A 17,395-nucleotide genomic window follows, 5' to 3' on the forward strand; every position below is an offset into this window, starting at 1 on the left:
AGAAAGCGATTTACACTATCATGCGAGATGTTATAAGTCTCGGCAAGTTGTGTGCAGCTAATAGAGTTCGGTTCTGTCATGAGAAAGCCCATATAAATGGGTAGAGTACAAGTTGCTGTAGAAGCATGTTTAATTCGTCTGATCACAGATACTTTATAAAGTATTTTAATACTTTTTTGAATCCGTCAATGCGTAAGTCCTATAATAAAAACAATTTGAATGAACCTAATTGGGGGGATCGAATGGCTAAATTTTTGAATACCAGTGGAACAAATTTCTTTCTAGAAGAACTAATTAAAAATGCCAAAGAACGCTTAATTCTTATTAGTCCTTATCTACGTCTTAATGACCGCATTAAAGAATTACTAGAAGATAAAGACCGTCTTAAAATTGATATTCGGATTGTATATGGCAAAAGTGACTTACATCCCGATGAAATTAAATGGCTGCAGAAACTCGATTATGTACGCCTGAGTTTTTGTAAAAATCTCCACGCAAAATGCTATCTAAATGAATCTGAATGTATTATTTCCAGCTTAAACTTATATGAGTTTAGTCAGGTCAATAATAATGAAATGGGCATTTTAATTCGTAAGTATGAAGATGGGGATGTTTTCAAAGAGGCTTATGAGGAAGCACAGCGTATTATTCGAATCAGTGATGAAGTGCGTATTACTTTAGACGAAGTTAAAACTGAACAGCCTTCTGAAGATAACGAAGAAACAAATACAGATAATTTTTCAAAACTTACCACTTCAAAGCTTGCAGCTAAACACAAGATTAAAACAGCTGATTTATTAGAAAAACTGGTTAAAAAAGGCTTACTCACATTGAATGATAATGGCAAACACTATCTTACTGATCAAGGAAAGTCGTTAGGAGGTGAATTTAGATCAAGCCAATACGGCGGTTATTTTCTTTGGACAGAGAATATAGAGCTTTAATAAAGAAACCCGCAATTGTGGGTTTCTTTATATGTAAATAATAACTTAAAAACTAAACCGCCAGATCCGCCAGATTACCTTTCTGTTCTAACCAGTGTTTACGGTCTGATGAGCGTTTTTTCGCAAGTAATTTATCCAGTAGACCGGCAGTAAAATGCGCATCATCTAAATCAAGCTGCACCAAACGACGGGTATTCGGGTCCATTGTGGTTTCACGTAACTGGCTGGCATTCATTTCACCCAAACCTTTGAATCGGGTGATTTGCGGATTTTTACTTTTGCATTTTTTCAGAATGCTTTCCAGCTCGTCTTCATCCAGCGCATAGTGCACATCCTTGCCATCATCAATACGGAACAATGGCGGCATGGCTACAAACAGATGCCCTTCTTCCACCATGGCCGGAAAGTGTTTCACAAACAGGGCACAGAGCAGGGTCGCGATATGCAGACCATCAGAATCGGCATCGGCCAGAATACAGATTTTACCATAGCGCAGTTCGGACAGGTCATCACTGCCCGGGTCCACCCCAATCGCAATGGCAATGTCATGCACTTCCTGAGAACCCAGAACTTCATCAGAAGAGACTTCCCAGGTATTCAGGATTTTCCCGCGAATCGGCATGATTGCCTGGAAATTCTTGTCACGTGCCTGCTTAGCAGAACCGCCTGCAGAATCACCTTCCACAATAAAGAGTTCCGATTCTTCCAGGGTATGTCCTACACAGTCGGCCAATTTACCCGGGAGTGCAGGTCCGGAAACAATCTTCTTCCTTTCAACTTTTTTTGCCGCTTTTAAACGGCGACCCGCCTTGGCAATTGCCAGTTCAGCCAGCTGCATGGCAATGTCTGAATTCTGGTTGAGCCACAGTGCAAAAGCATCTTTGGCGATATTCAGTACAATGCCTGAGGCTTCACGGCTCGACAGGCGCTCTTTGGTTTGACCGGAAAATTGTGGTTCCTGAAATTTTAACGACAGAATGTAGTTCACCCCATCCCAGACATCTTCGGCAGACAGTTTCAGATTACGTGGCAACAGGTTACGCAGTTCACAGAACTCACGCATAGCATCGGTGACCCCTGAACGCAGACCATTGACATGGGTACCCCCTTGCGCGGTTGGAATCAGGTTGACATAGCTTTCCTGAATTTGTTCGCCACCTTCAGCATTCCAGCAAATCGCAAATTCGGCGCTGGCACGTTCAGCTTCGCCAGTAGCCACAAAAGCTGGACTTGGAATGATTTCCCGGTCTTGCAGCTCATCCATCAAATAATCAACCAGACCATTTTCGAACTGCCAGCTGATCTTTTCATCATTGATCTGGTCTACATAATTGATTTCCAAACCTGCCGCTAATACGGCTTTGGCTTTTAAATTATGTTTTAAAGCCTTGAGGGCAAACTTGGGCGAATCAAAATATTTGGCTTCTGGCCAGAAATGTACTGTGGTACCGGTCGCACGTTTCGGTGCCTTGCCTTGCAGTACTTCAAGCGGTGCAACCGGTTCACCGTGCTCAAAGGTCATTTTATACAGGTTGCCCTGACGCTGAACTTCCACTTCCACCCGGTCAGATAGGGCATTGACCACTGAAATCCCTACCCCATGCAAGCCGCCCGAAAACTGGTAGTTATCGGTACTGAATTTACCGCCAGCATGCAACTTGGTCAGAATAATTTCAATTCCGCTCTGGCCATATTCCGGATGAATATCCACCGGCATCCCCCGGCCATTGTCTTCAACTGACAGGGAACCGTCTTTATACACTGTGACGGTAATTTTATTGGCATGTCCGGCAAGTGCCTCATCCACAGCATTATCAATGACTTCTTGCGCCAAATGGTTTGGACGAGTGGTATCGGTATACATACCCGGACGACGACGTACCGGATCTAAACCAGATAAAACTTCAAGTGATTGAGCCGTATATTGAGACACGTTGTACTGTTTCCTTAATTTATACAATCCGATAAAAACTGTAAGGCCATCGGTATTTTGTCTGCGAAATTTTCCATCGCATGGTTGCCATCTGCTTCGGTAATCAGCATGGACTGATGCGGAGCATTGCTATAATAGCGCTGTGCTTCACGATAATCCAAAACTTCATCACCTTGTTGTAATAACACTAAAATTTTGTCTGCATCTTGCACAAATGGCACTGCCATCTGCTCAAGCTGATCCAGATGACTATCATCCAATGTCCATTCAGCATTCACCACATAGGGAATCTGCTCGGCACCAAACAAGTCGCGGAACAGTTGCCATGGTCGCATAGCCGGATTAATTAAAACAGCCGGAACGCCATACTTTGCGACCAGCTGTGTCGCATAAAAGCCTCCTAGACTGCTCCCCACCAGCACCACCCGGTCCAGACTTTCAATCATGGCAGCCACATGCGCCATGGTCTGCTCTGGCGGCATGTTGAGATCCGGCAGATGAACCTGAACATTGCTGTGCTGCTGACAGTAGTCTTTAATCTGCCGGCCTTTTATGGATAAAGCACTGCTTTGAAATCCATGTAAATAAATGATGTTCATGGTTTTTATTGCATCATGGTCAAATTTAAACTAGATTTATTTTATCCCTGAGTCTTCGCCACCCATCTGTTTTAATGTAGATATAGCCAGGATTGTCAGACAAAAAAATTAATACCGAAGCGCAATCATCGTTATTGTAAAAGCTGTTCGAGATGAACGATATAAAATGAAAAGTTAAGAGTTTATACCGTGATCCCAAGAAAAAATAAAGGGTATGGGAAACATGGTCTCAAAAAGGACAGGATCAAATGCCGAGTTTAACCCCATTACATGAAACCTATTGTAGATGGGACCGTACACCACCCAGTCAGGCTGATGTATTGGAAGGTCTCGCACAACTGGTCACGACTCGTCTCAACGACGTCATGCAGGAGCTGATCCAGGCGATTCAACGTGAAATTTTAATTAGCCTGTTTGGCATGAGTGAACAACGCTCGAAAAAATTGCAAAAAATTCCTTATATCGAAAAACTGTATCAGTTTTCCTACGATACTCTGCTTAATTACGGATCGTATCTTTTGGCACCAGGTTTACGTCAAATTATTGAAAAATATCCAAAATTACATGACAAACCGCTAACACCTGCACTGCATTTTCTCGTCGGAGTGCTCAACGGGGTGCTGGGTGATTATTTATTAAAATATCAGAACCCGATGGCACTGCCGATGGTACTGTATGACCACTATGGTGGACTGCAAAAAGGGGATTTATCCGGTCGCGTGGTCATTTTTGTACATGGCTTGTGCATGAACCATCTGGACTGGAGCAACACGCAATATGGCGGTATTGGCGAAAAATTGTTGGCGCAACGTGACAATAACACCATGCTGTACCTGAACTACAATAGTGGACGTCGTATCTCGGCCAATGGCCGTAGTCTTTCCCATACCCTAGAAGATTTGATTCGTCGCAATCCGCGCATTACCAGCATTGATTTAATTGGCCACAGCATGGGCGGCCTGGTCTTACGCAGTGCCCTGTTTTACGGCAAACAGAACATGTATCAATGGATACATCTGACCGAGAACCTGGTCTGCCTAGGTTCTCCGCATCATGGTGCAGTCTTGGAACGTTTCGGGTTTATCCTGCAAGACAAACTCGGACATTTTCCCTTTGTGAAAATCATCCGGCATATTGTCAATATCCGCAGCAATGGCATTCTGGATTTGCGCTATGGCAGTGTTCGCGATGATGACTGGGAACATAATCATGCCCGGATTGGCGGCATGGATGACAACCGTAAACCGGCTCCCCTACCGAAACATATTAATACTTACCTGGTTGCCGGCACCATTGAATATGAAAACAAAAAGAATCGAACCTTAAAGGTGCTGGGGGACTATCTGGTCAGTGTAGACAGTGCTTTGGGTGAACATCCAAATCCGCGCTTTCATCTGAAAGTGCCCCAATCCCATAAAGCGATCTTTTATGGCTTAAGTCATTTTGAAATCAACTATCATTCCAGTGTGGCGGAACAGATCGTGAAATGGTTCTACCCGCCGCAAAATGAACAGGTCAAAGAAGAAGTGCATGAATACCGCATGCAGCTGGAAGATTTGTCAGGTATTGCACTGACTTAAGTAAAAAATAAAAAAGCCAACGTTCGGTTTAATGCCAGTCAGTTAAGAAATTGACTGGTATTTTCTTTTTTAAATTCATGACTGTATTTGATATGTGGGAAAGTCATCCGCAACTGTTTGAGGCCGGACTACATTAAAAAATGATTGTTTCTGCGATAAATTTGCGAGTTGATAGTGGTTGACGAGTTTTGCGGATGACAAATGCCTTTGGTTACTTTGGGCGAAACCAAAGTAACAGATGAGCTGCAAGGGTTTGATTTAAAATGGTAAGACTCCGCCATGAATCACTAAAAAGTTAAGGAGTTTATTTCTAAACTCCTTAACTGATCAGCATTACAACATTCAGTTGGCTTTTTTATATACCTCTTTATTTTTTCTTGGCTGTTTTATTGGCTGTTTTATTGGTCATCCCTGGATAGTGACGCAATAGTTGCCACAGGCTGATCAAGGCAAGTACGGCAAAGAAAGCCAATGACCATACCGGAAGCGATAGTCCAAACAAAGTCCAGTCAACCTTGGCACATTCACCCGAACCTTTCAGCACCTGTTCAAATACCGACTTTAACGGCAAAGTATCCAACCAATAATCTAAACCTGGACCACAGCTCGGCACCTGATCGGGTGGCAAATTTTGCAGCCAGACATGACGTGCAGCCACCCCTGCGGACCAGAGGATACTAAGCGTACCCAACAAAGCATAAAAACGCTTAAATGCATTTGAAATGGGGTTATGCAGGAAAGCGATCAGGGAAATAATCCCCAGCCCAATTAGACCTATACGCTGAAAAACGCAGAGTGGACAAGGCTCAAGCCCTTGTCCATGCTCTAAATACAACGCAAATGCCATCCCCACGACACTGGCTAAAAATAAAAAACCACTCACGAAGCGATAACTCCATTGCATGGCAAATCCTCTTAATTTTTATCGATAATCGGCAAGATATTGCTCAAAACTGATGCTCGTATCTTGTTCCAGTTGCTGTTGCTGTTGCAATGACTGCCCCGCCAAACCATCAAAATAAGCCAGCGTATCCGGGCTTAAAGGGTGCTGTTCATAAGTTGCTGCATGTTGCAGCGCCATCATACTGCCAAAACCCCATGTCCCGCCATATTCCAAAGTATCGGCTATAACCTGGGCAGACAGGGTTTCATCTACTTCATCAATACGATTGAGCATGACCACCAGGGCTGCTGAATACATTTGGGTATCATAAGTCGCATCCAGTAAATCAGCCCAAGGCTGCATTTTGATGACCTGCGCACGTGCCCAATCCTCAATCGGATGTTTCCCAGCTGCATCCAGAATAGCGGCATTCGGTGCACGGCCACGATTGACCACTTCGGCCTGATTACGCTCAATCCGTTCCTGTTCCGGATCGAGTAAATCCGGGCTGTCTTGTAGCAAGCAATGCAGTGCCAAGACTTCCAGAAATGCTGCCGTGTTTTCATCAATTCCGATTGGACTGTACGGATTGACATCGACTGCGCGCAGTTCCACATAACCGACTCCGCGATTTTGCAGTGCCTGGGATGGTGTTTCTCCTGCTTGAGGCACCTGCTTCGGACGGATTAAGCTGTAGTATTCATTTTCAATTTGCAACACATGATCATTGATTTGAATCGGTTCACCGTGTTCATCATTGAGCCCCAAACGGCTAAAAGGTGCATAAGGCGTTTTCACGGCTTTTTGCAAACCCTCCAGATAACCCGACAGGTTGTTGTAGTGAATACCCAATTGCTTCTGGGCAGAATTCTGATAGCCAAAATTGCCCATCCGCAGTGCTGTTGCATAAGGCAAGAACAGGGTACCTTTTAACAAAGGCAACAGATGATGGTCACGTCCGGTCATGAAGCACTGGCAGACCGAAGGGCTAGCCCCCAACAGGAACATCACCAAGGGCGTTAGACGAATGAAATTACGGATCAAGCCAAAGTAACGGTGACTGCGATAATCCTGCAAATTGAGACTTTTTAGATCTTCATTGCTTTCATGCTGTTGCAGTGCTTCAAACAGTTGATCTGGAAAAGATAAATTATAATGCACCCCGGAAATGGTTTGCATACGGCGACCATAACGCACCCCTAAACCACGGCGATATAAAGTCTTGAATCGTCCAATATTAGAACTACCATATTGGGCTAAACGAATGCTTTTTTCGTCATCATCCAGCATGCAGGGCATCGACAAGGGCCAGAGTTTTTCCCCATTTTCCAGATGACGGTGTGTAACGGCATGAATATCGGCCAGATAATCGAGTGCTTTTTCAATACTGTCTTGTGGAGGAGTAATAAATTCCATCAAGGCTTCAGAATAGTCAGTGGTGATATGCGGATGTGTTAATGCAGAACCAAGTGCCTGAGGATGTGTTGCCTGGGATAAAAAGCCATTGCTTTGCATACGCAGGCTTTCACGTTCAATACCGCGCAACATGCCCTTAAACAGCGAAGAATCCACCCAAGTTGGTACCATAACTTGAGAGGTCGATTCGGGTTGACTCATTAACAATCTCGCTTATCGGAAGATAACTACTAAATAAAACTACTAAAATAAAATCATCAGTTTATATCAGTATAACGTGATTTTTGGCTGCTACATTACACCCTGTATAGTTTTCAAGCAAAACGTCAATTTTATTTCTGGCAAATTTTTATCACAAAGATACTGTATAAGACATCTGAATTTTGTGTTTGTATTGAATAATAAGTGCTAAGGATTTGTAAATATTATGAATTATCCAGATGTTTTGGACTTTTGGTTTAATCCGGAAACCCAGCCGCTGTGGTTTGCAAAAAGTGATGATTTTGATGCACTGATCAAGCAAAAGTTTTATGACATTCACCAAAAGGCGGCACAAGCCGAACTGTGGTCATGGCGTAAAACGGCTGAAGGCCGCCTGGCTGAAATTATTATTCTGGATCAATTCTCACGTAACCTGTTTCGGGATCAAGCTCAGGCCTTTGCCCAGGACCCCTTAGCCTTGGCTCTGGCGCAAGAAGCCATTAGCCTGGATTTGGATAAACAATTAAGTCCAGAACAACGTACGTTTTTATATATGCCCTTTATGCACAGTGAATCGAAACTGATCCACGAATTCGCGTTAAAATTATTTCAACGCTTAAATAATCCCCTGAATCTGGATTATGAAAAACAGCATAAAGCCATTATTGACCGTTTCGGGCGCTATCCGCACCGCAATGCCATCCTGGCACGTAGCTCAACTGCGGAAGAGCTCGAATTTTTAACCCAACCGAATAGTCGTTTCTAAACATTTATTGTGTCTCCTCCCCGCGCACAGTAAATCGTATGGAGGTTTAACATGAAGAACAGCATTATAGGTTTGAGTATGGTCGTGGCCATAGCGCTGTCAGGCTGTGCAACCACACCTTCAAAACCGCTGACTTTTGACCAACTGGGGCAATTCAGCAATACGCCCCTGAATGCACAAAGCTATCGCATCAGTTTTCAGGCCCGTCCTAACATGAATTTTGGGACTGCCGAAGAAATTACTCTGGTGAAAGCCGCCCAGACCACGGTACAAAATGGCTTCCGCTATTTTAAAGTACTGGATGATCCGAGTAACCGTAACCAGCCCCCACGTCAGGCCGTGGTCTACTCCACCCCGATGTACTATCCCTATGGTTATTACCGCCGCTATCCTGGCTTCTGGCCTGACCCGTTTTATGATATGCCGCGCGTGGTGACTATTGACCCGGTACAAGTTTCCTATACCATTGAATGTTATAAAGATCAGAAAAAAGCACCCGATGATGCCTTTGATGCCTATTTGATTTTAAAATATCTAGGACAAAAGTATGGCTTGGGTTCTAACGGCCAAATTCTAGCACCAGCAATGCCGAAAACAGCAAAATAACAACAGTTTAGTAACCGACAGGAATCCTGCATGACCACAGCGGAAGCAATCACCACACCAAGTTTGCAACGCAGTAAACGCTTTGCCACCATTGCCCTCATCAGTGCTATCGTGATCTGGTTAGTGCTGATGCTGGTTGCCAAGCTGATTCCTGAATATGCCTGGCTGGTTCATATTTTCATGCTTTCTGCCGAAGCGGGTGTGGTCGGCGGACTGGCCGACTGGTATGCCATTACCGTATTGTTCCGCAATCCTTTTGGGAAAATGCCAATTCCCAAGTTTCTGCTCGACCACACTGAAATCATTCCGCGCAATAAGGCCAGGATTGCCGAATCGATGGGACGTTTTGTACAGGAAAACTTTTTATCTCCACAAGTGGTGGAAAGAAGCCTGCAAAGTACCGATCTGAGTCTTGCGGTCGGACAATGGCTGGCAAAACCGGAAAATAATACTCAAGTCACTCAGGTCATTCAGCAAACCGTACCGAAGATTTTCGAATTTGTTGGTCAGGAACAGATTGGAAACTTTATTCAAAACAACAGTGTGCAATGGGTGCGTAACACCCAGATTAACACCCTGGCCAGTGAAATGCTGCGCGCGGTACTAGAAAATGACTTCCATCAGGATGTATTGCAACGTGGACTCGATTTGGCACACGAATGGATGATTTCTCATCCAGAACAAGCCCATGAACTTACCCGTCGGCTGTTCAAAGAACTGGGCGTGTGGAAGCTGGCCAAAGGTGCCAGCTGGATTGGGATTGATGTGCAGCAACGCACCATTGATTCACTGATTGAACGAGTGGAATCCATGCTGGCCGATCCACAGCATCCCTGGCGGCAAAAAATTGAACAGATGGGTCAGCAGCTGATGCTGGAACTGGCAGACAGTGAAAGTGAGGCCAGCTATCGTCTAAACAGTATCAAAGATGCCCTGCTAGATAGTCCTCAGGTACTAAATTTTATCAGTGGTGCCGTAGTGATCCTCTGTGATGCGATTAAAGCAGACTTGCTCAAACCCGATTCAGGCATTGCACAAAATCTGCGAGTTGCGATTCAACAGGTCGGGGAAAATATCATTTCCAATCCGGCAGTACGTCAATTGCTGAATGAACGAATGAGTGGGCTTGCCGTCAATTTGAGTGATCAATACAGTGAAAAAGTGATCCGTTTTATTAGCGAACGCATTCATGAATGGGATTCTCGCGAAATGATCGACAAAATTGAAAATGAAGTCGGTGGCGATTTGCACATGATCCGGGTCAATGGGGTCGTAGTCGGTGCATTTATCGGTTTGGTGCTGGGGATGATCCGTGCCTTGGTGGATGTATTGCTTTAAAGACCTGTTCAAAATCAATAAAGCCTATTCATCAAAGCAACTGGTCTGGACTAAGAACTGATTCACTTCGGTGAATTGGGAGCATAAAGATCAACCCGTTTGTCTGTTAATTTACGCACCAAAGGCAACAGGGTTAGCACAATGGGAAAAGCAAAAGCCTAGAAAATCCTGCTTTTTTGAATCTTTTGCAGAATTTTCCTGCTTCAATTCTGCGTTAGTTGTCGGACAAGATTCATTCAATACAAATGCATTCACCTAAAGACCACGAAATTTGCTATATTTGCTGTTTTTCTGCGACATTTATTTTTCGACTGATTATGAATACGGCAATCCAAGCAGCTCTCGATCATGCAGTGCAATCTCTTCAAGCTGAAGGTGTACTTCCATCCGACTGGAATAACAGCGGTCATTTAACGCGAACCAAAGACCGAAGCTACGGTGACTTCGCTTCGAATATTGCCATGATTGGTTCTAAAGCTGCGGGTATGAAGCCTCGTGATCTTGCAGAAAAAATTCTTGCTGCATTGCCTGAAGTAGCAGACATCAGCAAAGCAGAAATTGCGGGTCCCGGCTTTATCAACTTCTTTTTAAATGCCGACCAGCGCTTTGCTGTTTTAGACCAGATTCAAGCACAAAAAGATCAATTTGGTCGTACTCAAGCCAATGGTGAAAAACGCGTTCAAGTCGAATTTGTTTCAGCAAACCCGACTTCAAGCCTGCACGTTGGTCATGGTCGGGGTGCAGCCTATGGCATGACCGTTGCCAATCTGCTGGAAGCAACCGGTGCCAAAGTTGACCGTGAATATTATGTCAATGATGCTGGCCGTCAAATGGACATTCTGGCGACCTCTACATACCTGCGTTATTTAGAGCTTACGGGTCAAACCTTAGTCTTCCCTAAAAATGCCTACCAAGGCGACTACGTTAAAGAAATCGCGCAAATCATTATTGACCAAGACGGCACTGCTTATGTACGTCCGGTTGCAGACGTATATAAAGATGTACCTGAAGATATTCAATACGCTGAAGAACTGGATGCTGACGGCAACAAAGTGGTGTTATCGGGCGATAAAGAAAAACACATCGATGGCTTGATTCACAATTCTCAAGCATTGATTGGTGAAGGCTACCGCATCTTCCATCAAGCGGCGCTCAAAGCGATTCTTGATGACATTAAAGATGACTTGGGCGAATTTGGTGTAACCTTCAACCAATGGTTCAGTGAAGCATCTTTAACTGAAAAAATTGAAGAAGCACTACAAACACTGGATCAACGTGGCTATCTTTATGAACAAGATGGCAATATCTGGTTTAAATCGACCGAATTTGGCGATGAAAAAGACCGCGTAGTGAAACGCCGTAATGGTCAAACCACTTACTTTGCCTCTGACATTGCTTACCACCTGAATAAATTACAACGTGGCTATACCGATATCGTCGATATCTGGGGTTCAGACCACCACGGTTATATTGCGCGTGTTAAAGCAGCCATTGATGCCATGGGTTATGACTCGAAAAAATTGACCGTGCTTTTGGTTCAGTTCGTGAGCTTGTGGCGTGGTGGCGAGATGGTGCAAATGTCATCCCGTTCAGGTCAGTTCGTGACTTTACGTGACCTGCGCAAAGAAGTCGGCAACGATGCAGCGCGTTTCTACTATGTGATGCGTAAGTCTGAACAGCACATCGATTTCGACTTGGACCTTGCTGTTTCTCAAAGTAAAGACAATGCCGTGTATTACATTCAGTATGCACATGCCCGTATCTGCCGTATGCTAGAAAAAGCGGTTACAACAGGTGTGAACTTTGATGCTGCGAATGCACGTCAATTTGCGGCGAAACTTGCGCTGGATGCAGAAACAGAAATTCTGGCCAAACTTGCAGCCTACCCTGAGATCGTGATTCGCGCAGCCAACAGTTATGAACCGCATCAAGTAGGTAACTATCTGAAAGAATTGGCAGCATTATTCCACGGTTGGTATAATGAGCATAAAGTACTCAATAATGATGCTGAACTTACACAAGCCCGTTTATTACTTTCAGTAAACGTACAACAGGTTTTACGTAATGGTTTAGAATTATTAGGTGTATCTGCTCCTGAGGCGATGTAAGCACAACAAGGTTTTGCATCGCCGCAAGACCGAAAGCTATGCTTGAAGTGGCGATGTAATAATTAATTCCCTTGTGCAGCAATGTTGTTACTCGCAGCAAAAGTCATGTTTGTGATCATCTAAACTTAGTTAATGATTTATAGACAATAGGGTAAATAAGGTGTTATCTAAAAATAACACCTTATTTTAAATAGATTTAAATTAAAAATAATACACGAGGAATCCCACGTGTTTGGAAAAACGCAGCGCGGTGTCTCTGAGCGACCGAATAAGCCGAAAAAGCCATTGATTCCTGCATGGCTGGGAACGCTGGTGGTTATTTTAATTGTGTTGAGTTTTGCCGTAGCTTTGATGCTGTGGAAACCGTGGGCACCGGTTAAACCGAAAAATCAGATCAGTTCTGAACATTATCAGGAAGATACCAACAAGGACTATCGTTTCTACGATTTATTGCCACAACAGCAAGTGACACCCATTCCAGATCAGGCAGTTCCTGAAACTAAAAATTCAGAAACTGTAGTGATTGTTGAAGCTCCAGAAACAGAAACGGCTGCTCCGGCTGAAACAGCCGAGCCAGGTCTGGAAAGTTCTGAAGCACCTGTTGCCCACCAGCCAAGTTATATTTTGCAGGTGCGTAGCTATCCCGATCCAGATAGTGCCGATGCACGCCGTGCCGAAATTATCCTGAATGGTCTGTCTGCAGATGTAGTGAAATCGGTTGAAGGCGGTCAAACTTGGTATCGGGTAATTTCTGGGCCCTATGATTCTCAGGAAGCTGCGATGATTGCACAGCAAACCTTGCAACGCAGTGGTATTGATTCGATTGTGGTGAAACGCTAATTTTTAGACATTAAAAAGCGCCTTATTTGAGGCGCTTTTTTATTTTGACCGTCCTAAATCCTTTCCTTGATGAAACATCCCCCTTAACAAAGGGGGACTGAGGGGGATTGATATAATTCAAGAGGTAAAATAATCCCTCCCTTACGCACTCGAAATATATTTCGAGGATGCTCACCTTTAAAAAAGGGAGGCTAAAAGCATTTAAACCGTATGCCCCAAAGCCTCGCCCATTACTACAACAGAATTGGCCTTAAACATCGGGTCCCATTGCATTTTATCTTTTTCAAATAGCACCACAGCAGTTGAACCCAAATAGAAACGGCCCAGCTCTGCTCCTTTTTCCAGAAACAGGTTGTGTTGGTTCAATTCCAAATGCCCTGTCGGTTTCACCTTACCCGTTGCCACAGTTTCAATACCTGCAACAATCATCGCACCGACTAAAACCACCGCCATACGCCCCAGCTCAGTATCAAACAAACACACCATCCGTTCATTACGCGCAAACAGACCCGGAATATTTTCCGCAGTGGTTTGGTTGACCGAGAACAATTCCCCTGGAACATACAAGGTTTCAGTCAAAGTCCCAGCAAAAGGCATATGCACACGGTGATAATCTTTAGGTGATAAATACACTGTAGCAAAATGACCATTTTTAAACGGTTCGGCCAATTGCGGATCGGCAATCAGTTTTTCCACCGAAAAGCTTTGCCCTTTGGCCTGAAAAATATCGCCTTCTTCAATTTTACCCAATTGTGAAATGGCACCGTCGGCAGGCGACACAATACTATGCGGATCGGTATCGATTTGGCGTACCCCCTCTTTTAAAGAGCGGGTAAAAAATTCGTTAAATGATTTAAATTTCAATGCATTGCTTTGTTCAGCAATCGACATATCAATCCCATATTGGACTTTAAAAGCCTGAATCACGGTATTTTTGATAATCGGATGTTCACTGGCAGCCAGTTTACCCACGACACGTGATAATTGGTGTTGTGGCACAACACGTTGTGCTTGAATAAAAATTTGTTTTTTTAAACGTGATGCGAAGCTCAAGATGGTAACTCTCCGGTAATAATCGGACTGTCGAGGCGGTTGCCCCATTCACTCCACGCACCATCATAAGCCTGTATCTTCCAACCGAGCAATCGGCCCAGAATATAGGCCAAACCCGAACGATGATGTGACTGACAATAGACCACCACAGGTTGTTTTAAATTGAAACCCAGTTGTTCCAAGCGCTGTTGAGTGCGTTGTAAAGGATGCAATTTTAAATGATTTTCACGATTTAGGGCAGTACTCCATTCAAAATGTCGGGCATTTGGAATGTGACCGCCGCGTCGCGCTGCAAGTCGAAGACCGGTATATTCATCTTCGGTGCGGCAATCCCACAATTGAATGCTATTGTTTTGTACTTTTTCTAACAGCTCTGCATATTCAATACGGTACTTTTCAATATTGGTCTGGTTAATGTCCACCAGAGGCACTACGGGAACTAATTTTTCCACTTCTGAAGAAGTCGGCAAACCGGCTGCCAGCCAGGCATGAATGCCACCATTCAACAAGCTGGTATTTTCAAAACCCAGACAATGCAGGTTCCAGATCATGCGCCCTGCCCAAGCCCCACCTTCATCATCATAAGCCACCACATGATGTTCAGGAGAAATATTCAGATATTCAATCAGGGCTTTTAAGCCCTCTACATCAGGCAACAAACCTGAAGCCTGCTCTTCTTGGCGTACCAGCTGCTTCGGTTGCACATGAATGGCATGCGGAATATGCAATTGATCATAAACAGAACGACGGCTTAAATCGACAATGCGTAATTTTTCATTGCCTAAAAACGGAACCAGCTCTTCTGCTTCTATCAGCAGAGCAAAATTAAATGCAGATACAGTCATACTTTTTTCGTGTTTTATTTAGATCAACATGGACGATCTTAGCATAAGTCATTTTCACTATTATGCTGATTTTTTGCATTCATTTAGCAAAAAATCAGCTATAGCCATCATGATTATTCTGTTGCGCTGAGATTAAATACCTGACGTAAATAGGCCAGGAAGGTATCGTTATCGGTCATAGTTTTTCCTGGACTGTCGGAAATTTTTGCTACCGATTGACCATTGCATTCCACCAGTTTTAACACAATATTGAGTGGGGTTTGTCCCAAGTCATTGGTTAAATTGGTGCCAATACCGAAGCTGACCTGAAAACGGTCTTTAAAGTATTGATGCAAGCCCCAGGCTTTTTCCAGATTCAGCCCATCACTAAAGGTCAGCATCTTGGTTTTGCTGTCAATTTTTAATTTCTTATAGTGCGCATAGGCTTTATCACCCCATGCATAGGGATCCCCACTGTCATGACGCAAACCGTCAAACAGTTTGGCAAAATACAGATCGAAGTCACGCAAGAACGCATCCATTCCTACCACATCGGTCAGGGCAATCCCTAAATCACCACGATATTCCTGCACCCAGGTTTCCAGTGCCGCTTTCTGAAAATCGCGTAAACGCACATCCAGAGCCTGAAAAGCCTGTAAAAACTCATGCGCCATGGTTCCGATCGGAGTAATTCCCAATTCTTTCGCAATCAACACATTGCTGGTGCCACGGAAAATATTCGGTGAGGCTTGGTTAAATACTTCAATCACATGCTTTTGCCATACAAAGCTATAACGACGACGCGTACCAAAGTCAGACACCAAGAAAGGTGGTTCATGAGGCTTCAGTTCTTTTTCATAATGCTTTAACAGTTCGACTTTGGCTTGCAAACGGCGTTCACCTTCTGCCAAAACTTCATCACTGCGAATACGCATGAAATACAGTTCATTGACAATGGCCAGAACAAAAATTTCAAACATCATGGCCTGAACCATCGGACCTTCAATCCAGATGTCCAGACGGCCTTGCTCATCAATGCTGGCTTTAATAAAACGACGTTTCAGCTGGAACAGTTCCAGATAATCGACGAAGTCACTTTTGATAAAACGCAAACTGCGCAGATAAAGCAGCTCATCTTCTTTAAACTTAAGCTGGCATAAATAGTCGAGTTGCTGATTCAAATCGCCCAGAATATCCGTCAGCGGATAAACGGTATCCTCTAAATTACGGCAACGAAAATGATAAACACTGTGCGTTTGAGGAAATTTATGCAATACCACCTGTAACATGGTGAATTTGTACAAGTCGGTATCAAGCAAAGATTGAATGATTGGAGCCATATCTAATGAAATTTCGCTGTGCTGACTGCATTAAAACACACTTTTTATCTTGATATTGCTAGTTTTGCGTACAGCTGGACCCGTCAAGGCAATAGAGTCACAGATAAACCTCAGTGTTATTCCGTAATAGAGCTGTATTTTATTTCCTGTGAGCGGCCTTGAGTCACGACTCTCACATTTGCATCTTCATATCCAGTTTCATTAAAGTCTGCTTGGATTCATTCATGTCAAGATAGAGCAAAATATCTTTAACCAAACCTGATGATTCTGTTGAGATATTGTGTGTATTTTAAAGCTTAAATTTCTGCCTGTTTGTTACAATGCTGCGGATAAATTGAAGATTTAAATTGGTTAAGTTATGCGTGCATTATTGCAACGGGTTCTAGAAGCAAAGGTTGTGGTGGATGGTGAAACCACTGGGCAAATTGAAAAAGGCATTTTGGTTTTTCTGGGATTAGCTAAAGAAGACAATCTGGAAAAAGGCAAAAAGCTGATCGACAAGATATTGAAATACCGTTTTTTTGATGATGAACAGGGCAAAATGGGCTGGAATGTGGCTCAGGCCGGTGGTGGAGTATTATTGGTTTCGCAATTTACCTTGATGGCACAAACGCAAAAAGGTTTACGTCCGGACTTTGGTCCAGCCATGCCACCGGGTGAGGCAAAAGCTTTATATGAAGCCTTGGTCGACTATGCAAAATCTCAATTTAAAAATGTGCAAACGGGTATTTTTGCCGCCGACATGAAAGTACATCTGGTCAATGATGGTCCGGTGACCTTTAATCTGGAAGTTGAATAAGGCGACAATATTGCCATCACAAAAAAGCCCTCGATTGAGTAATGCCAGTCAGTTAAGCAACATTTAGCAAAATGCTGTAAAAATGAGTGTATATAAATACGCTCATTTTTTTTATGACTTTATCTGAGAATTTAGATTTAACCCTTCAGCACTCCATGCCATCAC

15 protein-coding genes and 1 pseudogene are annotated in these 17,395 nt (G+C 43.7%); 8 read left to right on the plus strand and 8 right to left on the minus strand.

Annotated elements, in window-relative coordinates:
• Positions 1–146 (minus strand): annotated as a pseudogene (locus FTU91_RS16645) (IS701 family transposase); the annotation flags it as partial.
• Between the two features lie 96 nt (positions 147–242).
• On the opposite strand from FTU91_RS16645, the gene FTU91_RS12330 reads away from it, so the two are divergent.
• Entirely contained in the window at positions 243–944 is a 702-nt protein-coding gene (locus FTU91_RS12330) for a phospholipase D family protein (RefSeq protein ID WP_180082294.1), read from the plus strand.
• Positions 945–996: 52 nt separating this feature from the next.
• On the opposite strand, the gene parE is transcribed toward FTU91_RS12330, so the two are convergent.
• Together parE and FTU91_RS12340 are read right to left on the minus strand one after the other, a co-directional pair.
• A complete protein-coding gene (gene parE / locus FTU91_RS12335; RefSeq protein ID WP_166170575.1) occupies positions 997–2,877 on the minus strand; it encodes a DNA topoisomerase IV subunit B in 1,881 nt (626 codons plus the stop codon).
• Between the two features lie 14 nt (positions 2,878–2,891).
• On the minus strand, positions 2,892–3,476 hold the full coding sequence (locus FTU91_RS12340) for a YqiA/YcfP family alpha/beta fold hydrolase (RefSeq protein WP_166170573.1): 585 nt from the start codon (positions 3,474–3,476) through the stop codon (positions 2,892–2,894).
• 248 nt (positions 3,477–3,724) lie between these two features.
• On the opposite strand from FTU91_RS12340, the gene FTU91_RS12345 reads away from it, so the two are divergent.
• Positions 3,725–5,056 (plus strand): hypothetical protein, encoded by a 1,332-nt coding sequence (locus FTU91_RS12345; RefSeq protein ID WP_180082295.1) that lies wholly within the window; start codon positions 3,725–3,727, stop codon positions 5,054–5,056.
• A gap of 367 nt (positions 5,057–5,423) precedes the next feature.
• On the opposite strand, the gene FTU91_RS12350 is transcribed toward FTU91_RS12345, so the two are convergent.
• Positions 5,424–5,960, minus strand: coding sequence for a disulfide bond formation protein B (locus tag FTU91_RS12350; protein WP_180082296.1), 537 nt, complete (start codon positions 5,958–5,960; stop codon positions 5,424–5,426).
• Between the two features lie 18 nt (positions 5,961–5,978).
• On the minus strand, positions 5,979–7,556 hold the full coding sequence (gene gshA, locus FTU91_RS12355; protein WP_180082297.1) for a glutamate--cysteine ligase: 1,578 nt from the start codon (positions 7,554–7,556) through the stop codon (positions 5,979–5,981).
• A 226-nt stretch (positions 7,557–7,782) separates the two neighbouring features.
• On the opposite strand from gshA, the gene FTU91_RS12360 reads away from it, so the two are divergent.
• The 5 genes from FTU91_RS12360 to FTU91_RS12380 all read left to right on the plus strand — a co-directional run bounded on the left by FTU91_RS12360 (position 7,783) and on the right by FTU91_RS12380 (position 13,214).
• The gene (locus FTU91_RS12360; RefSeq protein WP_180043164.1) at positions 7,783–8,322 is read left to right on the plus strand and encodes a DUF924 family protein; all 540 of its coding nucleotides are present in this window, start codon (positions 7,783–7,785) and stop codon (positions 8,320–8,322) included.
• Positions 8,323–8,373: 51 nt separating this feature from the next.
• A complete protein-coding gene (locus FTU91_RS12365) occupies positions 8,374–8,928 on the plus strand; it encodes a hypothetical protein (RefSeq protein WP_180043163.1) in 555 nt (184 codons plus the stop codon).
• Between the two features lie 30 nt (positions 8,929–8,958).
• Positions 8,959–10,266, plus strand: coding sequence for a DUF445 domain-containing protein (locus FTU91_RS12370; RefSeq protein WP_180082298.1), 1,308 nt, complete (start codon positions 8,959–8,961; stop codon positions 10,264–10,266).
• Between the two features lie 317 nt (positions 10,267–10,583).
• On the plus strand, positions 10,584–12,374 hold the full coding sequence (gene argS, locus FTU91_RS12375) for an arginine--tRNA ligase (protein WP_180082299.1): 1,791 nt from the start codon (positions 10,584–10,586) through the stop codon (positions 12,372–12,374).
• A gap of 228 nt (positions 12,375–12,602) precedes the next feature.
• Complete coding sequence (locus tag FTU91_RS12380) at positions 12,603–13,214, plus strand: SPOR domain-containing protein (RefSeq protein WP_180043160.1); 612 nt, start codon at positions 12,603–12,605, stop codon at positions 13,212–13,214.
• A gap of 201 nt (positions 13,215–13,415) precedes the next feature.
• Here FTU91_RS12380 and asd read toward each other — a convergent pair whose 3' ends face one another.
• The 3 genes from asd to pncB form a co-directional block, all read right to left on the minus strand.
• Entirely contained in the window at positions 13,416–14,267 is an 852-nt protein-coding gene (asd, locus tag FTU91_RS12385) for an archaetidylserine decarboxylase (RefSeq protein ID WP_180043159.1), read from the minus strand.
• Positions 14,264–15,112 (minus strand): sulfurtransferase, encoded by an 849-nt coding sequence (locus tag FTU91_RS12390; RefSeq protein WP_180043158.1) that lies wholly within the window; start codon positions 15,110–15,112, stop codon positions 14,264–14,266. The genes asd and FTU91_RS12390 overlap by 4 nt, the downstream gene beginning before the upstream one ends.
• A 113-nt stretch (positions 15,113–15,225) precedes the next feature.
• Positions 15,226–16,431: a nicotinate phosphoribosyltransferase gene (gene pncB / locus FTU91_RS12395; protein ID WP_180043157.1), complete on the minus strand. Its 1,206-nt coding sequence runs from the start codon at positions 16,429–16,431 to the stop codon at positions 15,226–15,228.
• Between the two features lie 358 nt (positions 16,432–16,789).
• Between pncB and dtd the strand changes: the two genes are divergently transcribed.
• A complete protein-coding gene (dtd, locus tag FTU91_RS12400; RefSeq protein WP_180043156.1) occupies positions 16,790–17,230 on the plus strand; it encodes a D-aminoacyl-tRNA deacylase in 441 nt (146 codons plus the stop codon).
• Positions 17,231–17,395 lie beyond the last annotated feature (165 nt).

The sequence above is a fragment of the Acinetobacter sp. YH12201 genome (genome assembly GCF_013418145.1).
Lineage (GTDB): Bacteria > Pseudomonadota > Gammaproteobacteria > Pseudomonadales > Moraxellaceae > Acinetobacter.

What these genes read in the sequence shown, in the direction of transcription:
- FTU91_RS12370 (WP_180082298.1), top strand. Translation starts at nt 8,959, where the DNA reads ATGACCACAGCGGAAGCAATCACCACACCAAGTTTGCAACGCAGTAAA.
- pncB (WP_180043157.1), bottom strand. Translation starts at nt 16,431, where the DNA reads ATGGCTCCAATCATTCAATCTTTGCTTGATACCGACTTGTACAAATTC.
- FTU91_RS12390 (WP_180043158.1), bottom strand. Translation starts at nt 15,112, where the DNA reads ATGACTGTATCTGCATTTAATTTTGCTCTGCTGATAGAAGCAGAAGAG.
- argS (WP_180082299.1), top strand. Translation starts at nt 10,584, where the DNA reads ATGAATACGGCAATCCAAGCAGCTCTCGATCATGCAGTGCAATCTCTT.
- FTU91_RS12330 (WP_180082294.1), top strand. Translation starts at nt 243, where the DNA reads ATGGCTAAATTTTTGAATACCAGTGGAACAAATTTCTTTCTAGAAGAA.
- FTU91_RS12350 (WP_180082296.1), bottom strand. Translation starts at nt 5,960, where the DNA reads ATGCAATGGAGTTATCGCTTCGTGAGTGGTTTTTTATTTTTAGCCAGT.
- FTU91_RS12360 (WP_180043164.1), top strand. Translation starts at nt 7,783, where the DNA reads ATGAATTATCCAGATGTTTTGGACTTTTGGTTTAATCCGGAAACCCAG.
- FTU91_RS12365 (WP_180043163.1), top strand. Translation starts at nt 8,374, where the DNA reads ATGAAGAACAGCATTATAGGTTTGAGTATGGTCGTGGCCATAGCGCTG.
- FTU91_RS12345 (WP_180082295.1), top strand. Translation starts at nt 3,725, where the DNA reads ATGCCGAGTTTAACCCCATTACATGAAACCTATTGTAGATGGGACCGT.
- dtd (WP_180043156.1), top strand. Translation starts at nt 16,790, where the DNA reads ATGCGTGCATTATTGCAACGGGTTCTAGAAGCAAAGGTTGTGGTGGAT.
- FTU91_RS12340 (WP_166170573.1), bottom strand. Translation starts at nt 3,476, where the DNA reads ATGAACATCATTTATTTACATGGATTTCAAAGCAGTGCTTTATCCATA.
- gshA (WP_180082297.1), bottom strand. Translation starts at nt 7,556, where the DNA reads ATGAGTCAACCCGAATCGACCTCTCAAGTTATGGTACCAACTTGGGTG.